The following is a 15,811-nucleotide window of genomic DNA, read 5'->3' on the forward strand; positions in this document are numbered from 1 at the left end:
CGTAATAATGCTCGCTGAGCGACCAATCGAAATAAGGATTTGGATACTAGTCACGACCCTATGAGAGAGGGTTTATACACTGGCAATCTCTGTTCTCCCACTATCATTGTTGTGGTAACTCCAGATTGATATAGTTACCCGAAATGGCCCGTACATGCCGTAAACACGATTCTTATTAGTCTTGGCTAGGCACCCAAACAAAAAAGCCGCTTCCCACCCGGAAACGGCTTTTTTACTAGTCTCGGAACCGGAGAAAATTCCCACCCAACTCCGGTCCGATCCTGTTCGCTGGGCTTAGTGCCGGAACATCAGTTCGCGGTACTTTACCAGCGGCCAGTCCTCATCGGCCACCATTAGCTCCAGCTTGTCAGTGGAGCGGCGAATGGCGTCGAAACATGTTTTCACCTCGTCGCAGTAAGCAATAGCTCGGTCGCGGGTGTCTTCAATTTTATTAACTCTTTTGCGGCGCTCTACCATTTCATCCACGGTGGTTTTGATAGTAGAGATGTGGCGCGAAATGGCTTTGATAGTGTCCACCGTCACCTGCGAGAACTCATCATCGAGGCCCAGCTCGCGCAGACCACGGATATTAGTTATTAGCTTGGTTTGATAAGCTAAAGCAGTTGGAATGACGTGGTTGATAGCCAAGTCGCCCATCGTACGGCTCTCAATCTGGATTTTCTTGATATAATCCTCCAGCAAGATCTCGTGGCGGGCGTGCAGCTCTACGGGCGAGAAAATGCGGTGACGACCAAACAGATCAGCGGCATCTTCGCGAATCAGAGCATCGAGAGCTAACGGGGTGGTGCGCACATTGGCCAGGCCCCGACGATTGGCTTCGTCTTCCCACTCCTGCGAGTAGCCATTGCCTTCGAAACGAATAGCTTTGGAAGAAATCACGTACTCGCGCAACACCTCCACAATAGCTACTTCCTTCTTCTTGCCCTGCTCAATTAGCTCATCTACCGACTCTTTGAAGTCAATGAGCTGCTCAGCCACGATGGTGTTGAGCACCGTCATTGCCGAGGAGCAGTTGGCTGAGGAACCCACAGCGCGCAGCTCAAACTTGTTGCCGGTAAAGGCAAATGGCGAAGTACGGTTACGGTCGGTATTGTCGAGTAGAATAGCTGGAATCTTATCGATACCAAGCTTCAGGTAAATATTGTCGCCCTTATCAAGCGGCAATTTGGCCGTGCGCTCTAGCTCATCTAATACGGAGTTCAATTGCGAACCTACAAACACCGACATGATAGCCGGAGGTGCTTCGTTGGCACCTAGGCGGTGATCATTGGAGGCCGAGGCGATGCTGGCGCGCAGCAAATCGGCGTAGCGATGCACGGCCTTGATGGTTGTAATAAAGAAAGCCAAGAACTGAAGGTTTTCTTTCGGACGACGACCGGGAGCCAGCAGGTTTACGCCTGTATCGGTGCTCATCGCCCAGTTGTTGTGCTTGCCTGAGCCGTTTACCCCAGCAAAAGGCTTCTCGTGCAGCAGCACCTTGAAGTTGTGCTGCTCGGCCACACGCTCCATGATATCCATCAGGAGCTGGTTGTGATCGACGGCTAGGTTGGCGTCCTCAAACGTGGGAGCGCACTCAAACTGGTTGGGTGCTACCTCGTTGTGGCGCGTTCTCAATGGAATGCCTAGGCGGTTGGCTTCTTCCTCGTAGTCGAGCATGAAGGCGTGCACCCGGCTGGGGATCGAGCCAAAGTAATGGTCTTCCAGCTGCTGGCCTTTAGCGGGCGCGTGCCCAAAGAGGGTGCGGCCGGTCATTACCAGGTCTGGGCGGGCATCATAGAGAGCCTTATCGACGAGGAAGTATTCCTGCTCAATGCCCAGGGTGGTATTTACCCGATTTACGTCTTTGTCGAAGTACTGACAAACATCAACCGCGGCCTGCTCGAGAATAGCCAGTGATTTAAGCAGCGGCGCTTTGTAATCGAGTGCTTCGCCGGTGTAGGCCACGAAAATAGTGGGGATACACAGCGTTTTGGCACCAGCAGTTTCGATAATAAAGGCCGGGGAAGTTGGGTCCCAGGCAGTATAGCCGCGTGCCTCAAAGGTATTGCGGATACCACCACTGGGGAAACTCGACGCATCCGGCTCCTGCTGCACCAACGCTGAGCCCTTGAAGTTTTCAATCGGACGACCGTCGGAGTTCAGGTCGAAAAACGAGTCGTGCTTTTCGGCGGTAGCACCGGTGAGGGGCTGAAACCAGTGCGTGTAGTGGGTAGCACCCTTGGCCATCGCCCATGTTTTCATGGCTGAAGCCACGGCGTCGGCCACGCTGCGCTCTACGGGCGTGCCTTGCTTGACAGCCGATTGTAGCTTTTTAAAATACTCGCCCGGCATCGTGGCGCGCATTGCATCCAGATTGAACACGTTACGGCCGAATGTATCGGAACGACGCTCCCCAGACTGAACAACCGTCACGGGTCGACGCTGATCTACAAGTTCGAGGGCTTTAAAGCGGAGAATTGCCATGTAAAGTATAAGCGGGGTTAGTATTAATAAGGCAAATGTAGATCAACTAGCTATTATTTTCCAAATACCCTTAAAAATTTAGGGCATATCAGAAATATTTAGTCAGTTTTCAGCTAAATGACCCAATTATTTAATTACTAATTGAAAAATGTCGCCAAGTGGGTAATGATAGTCCGCATCATTGGCGAGAGGCTGCCTTCTGTAGTTTCAACCTCGCCTCACTGCGCTACCTTTGCGGCGTGAGAAACCGCTTTGCCTTCCAGCCGTGGTATTTTTTTTTCTGGCTGATCTTTTTCGTCGCCGTAAGGGCTGTTTTCTTGGGCTATCACTCGGCCAAAACGGCTGAGCTGTCCTTCAGCACAGTGGGGGGCATTTTTGGCTACGGTCTGCGCCTGGACGCTTCTACCGCAGCTTATTTGTGCATAATACCGTTTGCGTTGCTGCTGGGGGGCAATTTGGCCGGTCCGCGCTTCCCGACCGACCGAGTGATTCGCTTCTACACCGCGGTGATGGGTGTGGTGATCAGTGTCTTTACCGTGGCCGACTTAGAGCTGTATCGCGCCTGGGGCTTCCGCCTCGATGCTACTCCGCTACAGTATATTGACTCGCCGGCGGAAATGGTGGCTTCAGCCGGCAGTGCGCCCGTGCTGCTGCTGGGGGGCATTTTTGGGGGTTTGCTGGTGCTGGGCTGGGTTCTGTATAAAAAACTGGTGAGCCGTCTGCCCGCGCTGCCACCTGGGTTTGGGCGGGGCCGGGCGGCGCTAGTGAGCCTGCTGCTGCTGGCCTTGCTGGTGGTACCCATGCGGGGCGGGGTGCAGCAAATCCCGATCAACCAGAGCGACGTGTATTTTTCCAGTCAGCCCTTCGCCAACCACGCGGCCGTAAATGTGCCCTGGAACGTGCTGAACTCGCTGCTGCTCAAGAACAGTGGCCCGAATCCGTACCGGTTTATGCCCGATTCCACGGCTCAGCGCCTCGTCAAGCAGCTTTATACCGCGCCAGCTACCGTAGCAGCCGCTAACTCTGGCCGCTACAATATCCTGCGGACTTCACGGCCTAATGTGCTGTTTATCATCTTGGAAAGCTTCACGGCCAAGTTTGTAGCCAGCACGGGCGGCGAGCGAGGCGTGACGCCCACTCTGGACAGCCTGGCCCGCACCGGCGTAGTTTTTACCAATTTGTACGCCAGCGGCGACCGAAGCCAGAAAGGTCTTGTGGCGCTGCTCAGCGGCTACCCCAACCAGCCAACGGGCAGCATTATTAAGGTACCGCGCAAAACCGAACGCCTCCCCCATTTGGCGCGCTCCTTCAAGCAGGCCGGCTACCGCAGCTCCTATTATTATGGGGGCGAGCTAGCCTTTGCCAACATGAAAAGCTACCTCGTGGCCGCGGGCTACGACCAGCTTACCGAGCGCACGGATTTTGCCCCCCAAGAGCAAAACTCGAAATGGGGCGCCCACGACCACATCCTTTTCAACCGAATCCTCACTGATTTAAATCAAAAGGCGGCCACCACCCAGCCTTTCTTTCTCACGGCTTTCACCCTCAGCAGCCACGAGCCCTTCGAGATTCCGATTCCGCCGAAATTCCCTGGCACCAGCGAAACGGCCCTGTTTCGTAACTCCGTGTATTATACCGATTGGGCGCTGGGCCGCTTCCTACGCCAAGCCAGCCAGCAGCCCTGGTGGGACAATACGTTGGTGGTGATGGTGGCGGACCACGGCCACCCGTTGCCCGGCAATTCCGCCAATGAAAGTCCGGCCAAATTCCATATTCCGCTGGTGCTCGCTGGGGGGGCGTTGCGCCCGGAAGTGCGGGGCCGCGTTATAGCTGAATTTGGCGCGCAAACCGACGTGGCTACTACCTTACTCGCTCAACTTAGCCTGCCAACCAAAGAGTACGCCTGGGGCCGCGACTTGCTACGGCCGGGGGGCAAATCCTTTGCGTTTTATAACTTCAACGATGGTTTCGGGATGCTTACCCCCACTGGCGCCGTCACTTACGACCATGTCGCGCGGCGCGTGATTTCGCGTGATGCCGGGGTGCCAGAGGCCCAGGTGCAACAGGGTCAGGCGTATCAGCAACTATCGTTTGAGGATTATCTTCAGAAGTAAACTAATAATCAGAACCTTACGGCATCGTAAACGATAAGTCGGCGCTGATCAGGTTAGCTGTCAGTCCCACGCTCTGGCGGTAGTAAGCATAGCGCACTTCCAGGGCTTTAAATTTGGCTACGCGTCCTTTGAAGGGCGTTTTGAACCGACCAATACCATACACTGGTGAATAGCGTACTCCCAGCCCTATTTTGTTGGCAGAGAAAGCGGCCAGGTCGTAATCGGAAGTAAAGTATTGGTCGCTGATGGAGTGCTCCAAATAAGGGGCGAAGTAGTTGGCGGCCGTCTGGGTATGGTAGCGGTAGAACGGGTAAAGCACAAAAAACGGCGTCACTTTTACGGGCGCTTCCAACTCCAGCGTATGCGCCGTAATACCGAAATTATCGTTGTAGAAACGGTAGAAGCCGCGGAACTGCACCAAGTCGGTGGCGTAGTAATTCAGCCGCAGCCCCACCGGGTATTTGTAGCGCTGACGAGGCAGCAATTCTGCTTTGGCCGTTCCAAAATTGCCCCCCGTTTCCCGAAAATACACCCGATGAAAGGGCGTGCTCAGCAATCCTCGCTGCGCCACCAGCTCGGTGCTCACGGCTACCTGTAGGCGCTGATTAATCACCTGCGAATACACCACATTCAGGTTGTAGCTCTGGCGCGTATCGAAGCCGGAGCCGTGCTCACCCCCGCCATTCACGCGCAGTTCAATGGGCAGAATGAGGGTAGCGCGGTCGAAAAAGGCCTGGCCAGCCACGCTCAGCTCCCGGTTACCATCGGCCGAAGCGCGGGCCCAGGAGCCCGTGACATTAAAAGAGGTATAGTCGTATTCTTTGGAAAAGCCTCCGCCCACTCCCACAATGGTACGCTTATCGGCGAGCTGGCGCGCGAGGCCCAAATCGAGGTGGTAGCGGGTGTCTTGGCTGGAGGCCGACGATAAAACCTGGTCAATCCGATCGGTGGAAGCAGAGGAGTAATAATCCATTCCCAGGTTGGCCGAAACACGCGTGACCGAGTCCAGGGGCACATTCAGGATGATAGTCGGCGTCACATCGGTCAACTGCTGCGTGCCGATGCCACCTTCCACGGCCCCGCGGTTGCCGTCCTGGGAGTAGTAGCTGGAAAGAATATTAAGCTCGGTTTCGCCGTGGTTGCTGGGGTTGGCCGGACTGGGTGCCGTGGTAGCCGGCGCACCGTAGCCATCTACGCGGTTGGGGGTAGGCGTCACCTGCGTCCACCCTAGCATAGGAAGCAACAACAGGACAGCAGCAAGCGAAAAAGGGGTTGCGCGTAGCATGAGCGAGGAAAGCAGAACAAAGATTAATTGCAGCCGCAGCCGCCCCCTACTTTACCGCCGTTGGCACCGCCCGCGCCTTCGCGGTAGCTTTCAACATTGGTCTCGTAGGTTTGAATGCGCTTATTGGCCAGCTGCATATCCTCGTCATTGAGGTAGACTTTTTGGTAAGCGGCTACCGATACGCAGCCGGTTAGGGCGCTGCTGCTGAGCAGAAAAAAGCCCCCCAGCGCCAGCCAGGTTAGTTTAGGATAGCTCATGGCTTGGGAGAGGAAGTAGCCGCCGACGCTGGTTGGCCGGCATTTTTGTAATAATTGACTTGCATGCCCCTGGAAGTCAGCGTGCGGCCATCATTGGTAATGAGCGTGCACTCCACGCCTTTGAGGCGATTAATAAAGGCTAAGCCTTCCTCCGGGCCCTTCACAAATACCACCTCATCGAGACCGTCGGCCAGCTCTACATCGGGGCAAATGATGGTCACGGAACGCAGCCCCGTGGCCGGATAGCCGGTGTGCGGATTAATGATGTGGCCGTATTGCTGGCCTTGCACCGTAAAGTACTGCTCGTAGTTGCCGGCCGTCACCACGGCCACATCCGATACGGTCAGCCACGAGGACACCGCCTGCGGGTGGGCGGGGTCGCCGATGGCAATGCGCCACAGGGAGCCGTCGGCCTGCCGCCCCCAGCACGATACGTCGCCGGAGCCGTTGATCAGGCCGCCGGCAATACCCAGTTGCTTTAGCAGCGCCTGCGCGCGGCGCACGCCGTAGCCTTGCAGAATGCCCGCCAGATTCATCCGCATGCCTTTGTCTTGCAGCATCACGGAGTGCTTCGCGGGGTCGAGCAGCACTTTGCGGTAATCGATGCGGGCCACCGACGCTTTTACAACCTCTGGCGCAGGCAGGGCGTGTTCCTGACGGTCAAATTTGTAGATTTTCTCCCCGCCGGCAAACGTAATATCGAAGGCGCCACCACTCAGGGTCGAAAGCTTCAGTGTGCGATGAATCAGATCGAAAACCTCCTGATCGACCACCACGGGGTGCAAGCCGGCGGCCCGGTTCACCTGCGTAATCTGCGAAGTAGAATCCCAATAGGAACATAACCGATCGATGCGCCGAATTTCCTGGAGCCCTGCCCGAATGGCCCGCCACGCCAGCGAATCATCCGCCGACACGGCCGTGATAGTGAAGTGTGAGCCCATAAGCTGGGCGCTGCCGGTAAAGTTGCGGGGCTTAGGCGCGGCCGTAACGGACGAAATTTGCCCCCCGTTAGCGTTAGCAGCAACAGGACCAGAGCCGCTCGCGCCAGGAAGCCCTCAGGACAATTTAGAAATGTGCGCACGGGGCTCATTTTTTGGCCAGCAATTGCGTGAGGTAGGCATCGTAGGCGGCGGCGCCCCCGGGTCGGTACCCAGTTTTGGCCAATACCTTGCCCTCAGGCGACAGCAGCACGACCAGCGGAAAAGAGCCTTCCTTGTTCAATTGAGCGGCAGCTTCTTCATTTGATTTCATCTGGGCAGCGGGCAGCTTATTTTTCTTACTGCGCGGAAAATCAAAGCGGGCCAGCACGAAGCGCTGTTGAGCGTACCGCTGAAACTCTGCCTGATCGAATACTTCCTGCTTCAGCATGATGCACGGCTTACACCAATCGGAGCCCGAAAAGACGGCCAGTACGAGCTTGTTGGTGGCTTTTGCTTGCTGTAAGGCGCCAGCGAGGTCGGTATTCCACGTAATGACCGTCGCTTGGGCGCTGGCATCGCAGAAGCCAAGCATGGAAAGCAGGAGCAGAATGACAAATCGCATGACGGTGGCGGCTTACTTTGAGATTAAATTTAGATTAAAATCTTTACTGCATACAATTTCACCGGCTTTTAAGTTTGCGTTCTAGGCTATGTTTTAAGCGCTACAATCAGCTATCGTACACGGCACCCGTAAAACCTGTCTTCCTTCGTACCTTTGCGGCTTCTTATGGATACCAAGAAAGTTGCTTTTTACACGCTGGGCTGCAAGCTCAATTTCTCCGAGACGTCGGCCATTGGGCGGCAGTTTGAGGAGCGCGGCTTCCGCAAAGTCCCCTTCGAGGACGCGGCTGATATCTACGTCATCAATACCTGCTCCGTCACCGACCACGCCGACCGCAAATGCCGGAAGGTGGTTAAAGAGGCTCTGAAGCATAATCCGGAGGCCTTCGTGACCATTGTAGGCTGCTACGCGCAGCTGAAGCCCCAGGAAATAGCGGAGATTCCGGGCGTACACGCCGTGCTGGGCGCGGCCGAGAAATTTCAGCTCGTGGATATTCTGGCTGGCTTCAAAAAAGCCCCCCAGACGCAGGTATATGCCAGCCCAATTAGTGCCGCCACGGAATTTCACGCCGCCCATTCCTTCGGCGACCGTACGCGTACTTTCCTTAAGGTGCAGGACGGCTGCGACTACTCCTGCTCATTTTGCACCATTCCCTTGGCCCGCGGCAACAGTCGCTCGGGCAGTGTGCAAAGCGTGGTAGAGCGCGTGCAGGGCCTGGCCACGACCGGCGTAAAAGAAATCGTACTCACCGGCGTGAACCTCGGCGACTTTGGCTTGCAGGGGGCAAATCGGGAGCGACTGGAGAATTTTTATGATCTCGTGCAAGCCCTAGACGAAGTAGAAGGCATTAACCGCTTTCGTATTTCCAGCTGCGAGCCCAACCTGCTCACCGATGATGTAATTCGCTTCGTGGCGCAGTCGCGACGCTTTATGCCCCACTTTCATATTCCGCTGCAAAGCGGTTCGGACAAGATTTTGGGCCTAATGCGCCGCCGTTACCGCCGGGCCCTCTACGCCGACCGCGTGCGCCTGATTAAGGAGGTAATGCCCCACGCCTGCATTGGTGTGGATGTAATCGTGGGCTTTCCGGGCGAAACGGAGGAGGATTTTCTGGAAACTTACCAATTCCTAAACGATCTGGACATAAGCTACCTGCACGTTTTCCCGTATTCAGAACGCGAAAATACCCTGGCGCCCACCCTGCCCGGCCGTGTGCAAGACCGCGTCCGCCACGAGCGCACCACCCAACTGCGAAGCTTGTCGGAGAAGAAAAAACGTCATTTCTACGCCCATCACGTAGGTCAGGAGGCAGAAGTTCTCTTCGAGGATGATGTCACCAACGGCATAATGGAAGGCTTTACACCGAATTACATCCGCGTAGCCGTCAAATATGACCCGTTATTGGTTGGCGAGCTAAAGCGCCTTAGACTCAGCGCTATTAATCCGCAGGGGCAGATGGAAGCCGAAGAACTTGGCTTCGAAGTGTTGCATCATTAACAAGCAAATACAGCATCTCTGAAACATCAGAATTAGATGCAGTAGAAAACAGAAACGCCCAGACCTTAGGGTCTGGGCGTTTCTGTTTTCTATAAAAACGACCTGGATTATGCCTTTCGCTGCATTAAATCCAACATCTGTTGCATCAGACGCTGCTGCTCCTGCAGATGCTGATTGCGCAGCTCGGCCATAGCCAGTTGATGCGCCATTTGCTGGGTGTAGAGCGCGGTTTGCCAACTAGAATCCACGGAACTGTTGGACGTAGCCGCTGGAGCAACGGCCGCGGGGGTTTCAGGTGTTGGAGCCGGCGCACCGGTGGCGGCAGCTGGTGCCATTATTGGGCTGGCCGCTATAGGCTCAGCCTCAGCAAATGGTTGTGACGCAGAAACTTCGGTTGCAGGTTTCGCAATGGAAACGGCCGCCGGAGCAGCGGTGGCGGCTACGGGGGGCTTTTCTTTGACGGCCGTAGGCTTGGGTGAGTTGTTTTCTGCCCGACCTGAGTTGCTCTTCGCTTCGCCTGATTCCGCCGCTACCATTGGCCCAGTGCCCTGCAACAACCAGTCTTTTGACAGATTTGGATACACTTCAAATACTTTGCACAAAAGGTCAAAACCTGGCTTATTACGCTCGTCTACCAGATGCTGAATAACGGTTGCAGTCTTGTCCAGGGACGCAGCGAAGGCGTTTTTTGAGATACCTAGGTGAGCAATAAATTGCGCAAAGCGCTGGCCAACAGTTGTATTTTCAGGCATGTTCAAAAGGTTATCGCAGTGTAGGCGGCAAGATATAACCAAATGAATAAAATCGTTATTAGTTGGCGTGGCAGCTAAAAACAATGTGGTGCTGAAACCCACAATTTCGGAGTAGGCTTTCTGATACAACGTCGTATTTTGCCTTTATGAAAACGCCCGCCTCCAGATACTGGAGGCGGGCGTTTGAAATTTATCAGCGGCTATTCCGACGGAGCCGGGGCCCGCTCCTACTCGTAGCGTAGCGACTCAATTGGGTCGAGGCCGGCGGCTTTGCTGGCCGGGTAGTAGCCCGAGGCTAGACCCACACTCACGCAAATTACCAGGCCAATCATCATCCATAGCCAGGGCACCAAAAAGGCACCGCCGCCGGGAATAAAGAGAGAAATAGCGTTGCCACCGGCCACACCCAGCACGATCCCTAAGGCGCCGCCCATCACGCAAATCACGATGGCTTCAATGAGAAATTGCTGGCGAATCTGTAGGGCCGTGGCGCCCAGCGCCTTGCGAATCCCAATTTCGCGGGTGCGCTCCGTCACCGAGACCATCATGATATTCATGAGGGCGATGCTGGCGCCGAGCAGCGTAATGAAGCCCACAATAAAGCCCCCATCCGCAGATTACCCGACAAACTATCCAGCGTAGCCACGGCAGAGTCGCTGCGCTCCAACTCAAACGAATCTTCCTGCCCGAGTCGGTCGCCGCGCACGGCGCGCATGATGCCGGTGGCCTGCCCCATGATAAAATTCAGGTTATCGGGGTCGGTGGTGGCAGTTTTGATGTCGAAGGTAAGCGCCCGCTGGCGGGGAAGTTGGTTACCAGTAATCAAGGGAATAAGCACGAGCCGGTCGGCCCCGCCGCCCCCGCCCATGCCACTACCACTAGCTTCTAGCTGCCCGATTATCTGGAAGCGCTGGCCCAGAAAGAACACGTATTGATCGATGGCGGATTGATCGGGGAATAGCTTTTCCTTGATTTCGGTGCCTACAATGGCCACATTCGCGCCTACTTCCAGCTCAGTAGGCGAAAACGACCGGCCATCCTCCAGGTTGTAGCTCTGAATGCGCAGGTAGTTCTCGTCGCCGGCTACTACCTGCATATTGGGGTTGGTTTTGAGGCCGCCGGCTTTTACTTCGGTAGCGCCGGTAATGAAGGCAGAAATACCTACCTGCGCAACGTCACCGAGGCGCTCTTTGTACTGCCGTGCCTGTAAGTAATTGATGGCCGGATAGGTACGCCCCTGCACACCGCCGCGCCGGAAGCGGTTGGTATACCCCTTAGCCGTCATCTCAAAGGAATTGGCCCCCAGACTGGCAAACGTGTTGGTCAACGACGATTTAATGGCGTCGATGGCCGTGAGAATTCCCACCAGCGACATAATACCGATGCTCACAATAAGGGCCGTGAGCACGGTGCGCAGCAGATTACTCTTGATGGAACGGAAAGCCTCGCGGATGTTTTCTAGCAAGTGCATAATAGCGGCCTGATGGCGACAAAACGAAAAGAAGAAGACCGAGAAAAAACCCTTTCAAACCGGTCTGAACAAGCTAGCAGCCACGATTTGGGCCAATGCCTGATGATGCAAGTTAGCCGGTTTTGGGCAGATTCCGTCCGGGTTTTGCTACCTTTAAATCATTCCTAAGTGCTGAGTTTCCTCCTTCCTTACCCGTCTTTGTTTGATTAATCGTTATCCACCTATTCCGGTTATATATCTTGTAGTATGTCTGCTCACTTTTTGACTCCAAGAATCTGATGCTACTAAAACGCTTTTCGTTTCTGCTGTTGTTGATGGCCCTCTGGCTGGGAGCACCGCTGGCCGCCTGGGCCAACCAGATTCTGATTCCAATGGATGAGGCGCAGAAAGAGCACCTGAAGGCCTACGGCGCTACCTACTGGCTGCTCAGCAAGCAGGTGGAGGTCGATTGGCTGCTCAATTACCGCGGGGGGGCTTTTTCCTGTGCCTCAGCCCCGGGCATCGAAAACGAGCTGACTGTGCGCGGGGTAAGTTTTCAGGTAATTTCCTCGGCCCAATACGGCAATATTTTGCAGGAAATAGCTGATCCTAATGCCAATATGGACATTATGAAGCTGGAGAAAGTGCCCAAAATTGCGGTGTACACGCCTAAGGATAAGCAACCCTGGGACGATGCTGTGACGATGGTGTTGGCCTACGCCGAAATTCCTTACACCCAGATTTACGACGACGAAGTGCTGCGCGGCGACCTGCCCAAGTACGATTGGCTGCACCTGCACCACGAAGACTTCACGGGCCAATACGGTAAGTTTTACGCCTCCTACCGCAACCGCCCCTGGTATCAGCAGCAGCAGCGCGATTCGGAAGCGGCGGCTAAGCGCAACGGCTTCGCTAAAGTGAGCCAGATGAAAGGCGCTGTGACGGTCAAAATGCAGGAATTTATTGCTGGCGGGGGCTTTTTGTTCGCCATGTGCTCCGCTACCGACTCTTACGATATTGCCCTGGCCGGACTCGGCCTCGATATGGTAGAAAGTATGTACGATGGCGACCCTGCCGACCCGCAGGCTCAAAGCAAGCTCAACTTCAATCGTACGCTGGCTTTCAAGGACTTCCAACTCGTGCGCGACCCGTATCAGTACGAGTACTCTAGCATTGATATGCAGCCCTACGAGCGCGGCGTGTACGAAGACAACGACTATTTTCAGCTCTTCACTTTCTCCGCCAAATATGACCCAGTGCCCACCATGCTCACCCAAAACCATGAGAAAACCGTGAAGGGTTTTATGGGCCAAACCACCGCTTTCCGCAAAAGCCTGGTGAAGTCCGACGTCATCGTGATGGGCGAAAACAAGCAGTCCAATGAGGTGCGCTACATGCACGGCACACTGGGCAAAGGCACCTGGACGTTCTACGGCGGCCACGACCCCGAAGACTACCAGCACTTGGTGGAAGAAGAACCCACTGATCTAGCTCTGCATCCCAACTCGCCCGGTTACCGCCTGATTCTCAACAACATTCTGTTTCCGGCTGCGAAGAAGAAGAAGCAAAAAACCTAAATAATACTCACGACTGTAGGCAGCGGAATAACGCAGCAAAAAGCCCCCTAGTTGATATCTGGGGGCTTTTCGCTATTGGATTTTGTGCTTCTATTTCGCGGTAGTCAACTGCGTATTGGGGCTGATCTGCACGATTTGACGCGGCAATGCCGGAATGTCCTCGTTTTTGTACGGGTCGATATCCAGCGTCAGCTGCACCAATACGGGTTGCCCATTGGCCACTCCCGACACGATAAGCTGGTACGCCATGCCACCTGCCTCAGTCATATAGCTTAGCTTGAAGCCTTTAGCGGGCTTCCCGGCGATGTAGCACTCAAATGGAGCCATATCCGTGCGCTTGTGTTCCCGCTTCATTTGCTTGGCAAATTCCTCCGGCGCCGTTTTCATGACTGCGTAATCCATGTACATCCAGGTTATGTCGTATTTATCGCATTTCACCTGGTACGGACTTGCGCTTGTGCAGCCATCGGCAACTTCTAAATTCTGTCCACAAAAGTTAACGGTGGGCGTTGAAGTCGTGGTCGGTGCTTCCGCCTGCCCAAAGGCCAAGGATGAGCAAAACAACAAAACGAGAGTACAAATACTTTTCATGGCTATAAATATGCGCATTATCCGGTTGTCGCAAAAATATTCAATTCAGCAGCTCGCCAATTACTAGGGATTTGATGTTTCTGCTAAGCTGGCGTCAGTGGAATTTGATTCATTTCTACAAACAGTGTGCCTCTATATTTTCATATTCATCTTTTGAGTGTTTTATATGGTCAAGTCAGGTTCTGCCATACCCGTCACGATGCAAGTCTGAATGAAAGCGCAGGTTCTTTCCCATAAATTCATACACGAAATGAATTAGGCCGTATGGAGGTCTTGGGGGGCAAATTCAGCAATCCTGACTAGCTCACCCCTCATTCGCTTCCGCCCCGACTACTCTTAACCCCGTCCGTATGGATCTTGATCATTCCAACTACGGCTTTTCGGCCAGCAAAGAAGAAGACCGCCTGACCGAAGACCTCACTAATCCCCTGCCCCGAGCAGTCCTACGATTCAATTCCTATTCTCTACTCGACGGTGAATGGCGCTTTGCTATTGACGAGGCCGACGCGGGCCTGCGCGACGGCTGGTACCTGGGTCACGACTATAAGCACACCGCCCAATGGCCCGGCTCCATTGAAGAGCACATGCTAGAGTCTAAAGAGCATCCTCACTCCGTTGGCTGGCACGATAAGATCGTGGCGTGGTATGAGCGTGAATTCACGTTACCGGAGCTGGATGAGTCGTTGGAGCAGTCACGCACCATGCTCCAGCTGACGTTTGGGGCCTGCGGCTACGAAACGCGGGTGTGGCTGAATGGCCGTTTGCTTCGCACTATAGAGGGCGAAGATGTGCATTATGGCGAGTACACGTCGTTTTCTTATGAGCTACGCCAGGAAAATCTGCACCTCGTCAACCGCCTTACCGTGCGCATCGCCGACACGATGGATGCCGAAACTCCGCGTGGCAAGCAGGAATCGCACGTGTATAAGCGCGGCGGTATCTGGTACCAAACGTATACCGGCGCGGTGCGCAGCGTATGGCTGGAAGTAGTAGAGCGCAACCGCCTTCGTTCCCGCTTGGGGGTGGTGAGCATCGTGGAAGACCAGCTGGTCCGCTTTAATCTTACTACCCGCGTCCACGACCCCGGTTGTTATACCCTGCGCCTCAAGGTGTTTGAGCGCGACGCGGCGGATGATAGCAGCCCCCTCGCCACCTCCGATTTTCCCTTGCGCTTGGAGGCCGGCCAGAAATCGCAACGGGTAGTGCTGGAGCTGCCGGGCGCGGCTCTGTGGTCAAACAGCTCGCCTCACCTGTATCGCCTCGTAGCCCAGCTTATTGATCCTGATGAGTACACTGCTCAAATCGAAACGTATTTCGGGCTGCGCAAAATAGAGGCCCGGGGCCGTTATGTGTACTTGAATAATCAGCCTATCTACCTTGATGGTATTCTGTACCAGCCGGGCACAGCTACCTACGAGGAAATGCGCAAGCATATGTACGCCATGAAGGAACTGGGCTGCAACCTGGTGCGCGTGCACATCGCCGGCGTCGATCCGCGTATTTATAACCTGGCCGATGAGCTGGGCCTGCTGCTTTGGGTAGAAGTGCCCAGTCCCCACAGCTCTACCCCACGAAGCCGCCAGAACCATCAGGCCGAATTGCTGCGCATGGTGGCGCTTATTGAGACGCACCCTTCCGTAGTTATTTGGAGCCTGTATAATGAAGATTGGGGAGCGCAGGATATTGCCACCAATCCCGAAACGCGGTCCTACATCGTGGATATGTACCACTATATGCAAATTGCGCACCCGCAGTTTCTGGTGGTGGATAACGATGGCTGGCACCACATTTCCCACACGGGGCGCCTGAAATCCGACTTGCTCACAGCCCACCTCTACACCCCCGATCTGGACCGCTGGCGCGAGCTGCTCGACCGCCTCGTGAGGGGCGAAATGGAAGGCACGGCTGCCTTTCCGCTCGTAGTGGGCGACCCATTTTTTTACCGCCGCCAGGTGCCACTCATCGTCAGCGAATGGGGCGGTTTTGGCTTTCCCGACTACGGTGGTCCCAAAGATGCCAATGAGCGCACGGAGCGAATTCGCGATTTCAAACGCGAGCTGCGGGCCCGCCCTATTGCCGGCGATGTATATACTCAGGCCACCAATATTGAGGATGAACGCAATGGTCTCATCGATCCGCAAACGGGCGAATTGAGTGTACCGCCGGGCTTGCTGGCCTCGCATACGGAAGAACAGCAGGGACAGCCACAGACCACCGAGCCGCAGGCATCCTAGTTCAACCAACAAAAAGCCCCCAGAAGTC

The 15,811-nt window shown here is 55.0% G+C and carries 14 protein-coding genes; 5 read left to right on the forward strand and 9 right to left on the reverse strand.

Annotation, left to right across the window (positions count from 1 at the left end):
* Nucleotides 1-294: 294 nt before the first annotated feature.
* On the reverse strand, nt 295-2,484 hold the full coding sequence (locus tag G7064_RS03360) for a glutamine synthetase III (protein WP_133272597.1): 2,190 nt from the start codon (nt 2,482-2,484) through the stop codon (nt 295-297).
* A 239-nt stretch (nt 2,485-2,723) separates the two neighbouring features.
* On the opposite strand from G7064_RS03360, the gene G7064_RS03365 reads away from it, so the two are divergent.
* Entirely contained in the window at nt 2,724-4,598 is a 1,875-nt protein-coding gene (locus G7064_RS03365) for an LTA synthase family protein (protein WP_166072452.1), read from the forward strand.
* 16 nt (nt 4,599-4,614) lie between these two features.
* Here the strand turns inward: G7064_RS03365 and G7064_RS03370 are convergent, their stop codons facing one another.
* The 4 genes from G7064_RS03370 to G7064_RS03385 all read right to left on the reverse strand — a co-directional run bounded on the left by G7064_RS03370 (nt 4,615) and on the right by G7064_RS03385 (nt 7,682).
* Nucleotides 4,615-5,883, reverse strand: coding sequence for a DUF3570 domain-containing protein (locus tag G7064_RS03370; RefSeq protein ID WP_166072453.1), 1,269 nt, complete (start codon nt 5,881-5,883; stop codon nt 4,615-4,617).
* Nucleotides 5,884-5,906: 23 nt separating this feature from the next.
* Nucleotides 5,907-6,140 (reverse strand): DUF4266 domain-containing protein, encoded by a 234-nt coding sequence (locus G7064_RS03375; protein ID WP_133272594.1) that lies wholly within the window; start codon nt 6,138-6,140, stop codon nt 5,907-5,909.
* Nucleotides 6,137-7,081: an FAD:protein FMN transferase gene (locus G7064_RS03380; protein ID WP_166072454.1), complete on the reverse strand. Its 945-nt coding sequence runs from the start codon at nt 7,079-7,081 to the stop codon at nt 6,137-6,139. The genes G7064_RS03375 and G7064_RS03380 overlap by 4 nt, the downstream gene beginning before the upstream one ends.
* A 145-nt stretch (nt 7,082-7,226) precedes the next feature.
* Nucleotides 7,227-7,682, reverse strand: a complete 456-nt coding sequence (locus G7064_RS03385) for a thioredoxin family protein (RefSeq protein ID WP_166072455.1) — start codon at nt 7,680-7,682, stop codon at nt 7,227-7,229.
* A 165-nt stretch (nt 7,683-7,847) separates the two neighbouring features.
* Between G7064_RS03385 and mtaB the strand changes: the two genes are divergently transcribed.
* Nucleotides 7,848-9,179 carry a tRNA (N(6)-L-threonylcarbamoyladenosine(37)-C(2))-methylthiotransferase MtaB gene (mtaB, locus tag G7064_RS03390; RefSeq protein WP_166072456.1) on the forward strand — a complete coding sequence of 444 codons (1,332 nt, stop codon included), beginning with the start codon at nt 7,848-7,850 and terminating at the stop codon, nt 9,177-9,179.
* Nucleotides 9,180-9,286: 107 nt separating this feature from the next.
* On the opposite strand, the gene G7064_RS03395 is transcribed toward mtaB, so the two are convergent.
* From G7064_RS03395 to G7064_RS03400, 3 genes are all read right to left on the reverse strand, one after another.
* The gene (locus G7064_RS03395; protein ID WP_166072457.1) at nt 9,287-9,931 is read right to left on the reverse strand and encodes a helix-turn-helix transcriptional regulator; all 645 of its coding nucleotides are present in this window, start codon (nt 9,929-9,931) and stop codon (nt 9,287-9,289) included.
* A 227-nt stretch (nt 9,932-10,158) separates the two neighbouring features.
* Nucleotides 10,159-10,527, reverse strand: a complete 369-nt coding sequence (locus G7064_RS22930) for an ABC transporter permease (RefSeq protein WP_317172811.1) — start codon at nt 10,525-10,527, stop codon at nt 10,159-10,161.
* A complete protein-coding gene (locus G7064_RS03400) occupies nt 10,485-11,402 on the reverse strand; it encodes an ABC transporter permease (protein WP_317172812.1) in 918 nt (305 codons plus the stop codon). Before G7064_RS03400 ends, G7064_RS22930 begins: the two co-directional genes overlap by 43 nt.
* 278 nt (nt 11,403-11,680) lie before the next feature.
* Between G7064_RS03400 and G7064_RS03405 the strand changes: the two genes are divergently transcribed.
* On the forward strand, nt 11,681-12,958 hold the full coding sequence (locus tag G7064_RS03405; protein ID WP_240935703.1) for an asparagine synthetase B: 1,278 nt from the start codon (nt 11,681-11,683) through the stop codon (nt 12,956-12,958).
* Nucleotides 12,959-13,048: 90 nt separating this feature from the next.
* Here G7064_RS03405 and G7064_RS03410 read toward each other — a convergent pair whose 3' ends face one another.
* Nucleotides 13,049-13,360, reverse strand: a complete 312-nt coding sequence (locus tag G7064_RS03410) for a hypothetical protein (protein WP_166072458.1) — start codon at nt 13,358-13,360, stop codon at nt 13,049-13,051.
* Between G7064_RS03410 and G7064_RS03415 the strand changes: the two genes are divergently transcribed.
* Entirely contained in the window at nt 13,359-13,616 is a 258-nt protein-coding gene (locus tag G7064_RS03415; RefSeq protein WP_166072459.1) for a hypothetical protein, read from the forward strand. The genes G7064_RS03410 and G7064_RS03415 overlap by 2 nt on opposite strands.
* Before the next feature lie 283 nt (nt 13,617-13,899).
* Nucleotides 13,900-15,783, forward strand: a complete 1,884-nt coding sequence (locus G7064_RS03420) for a glycoside hydrolase family 2 protein (RefSeq protein ID WP_166072460.1) — start codon at nt 13,900-13,902, stop codon at nt 15,781-15,783.
* The last annotated feature ends 28 nt before the right edge of the window (nt 15,784-15,811 follow it).

The sequence above is a fragment of the Hymenobacter sp. HDW8 genome (assembly GCF_011305775.1).
Taxonomy (GTDB): domain Bacteria; phylum Bacteroidota; class Bacteroidia; order Cytophagales; family Hymenobacteraceae; genus Hymenobacter; species Hymenobacter radiodurans.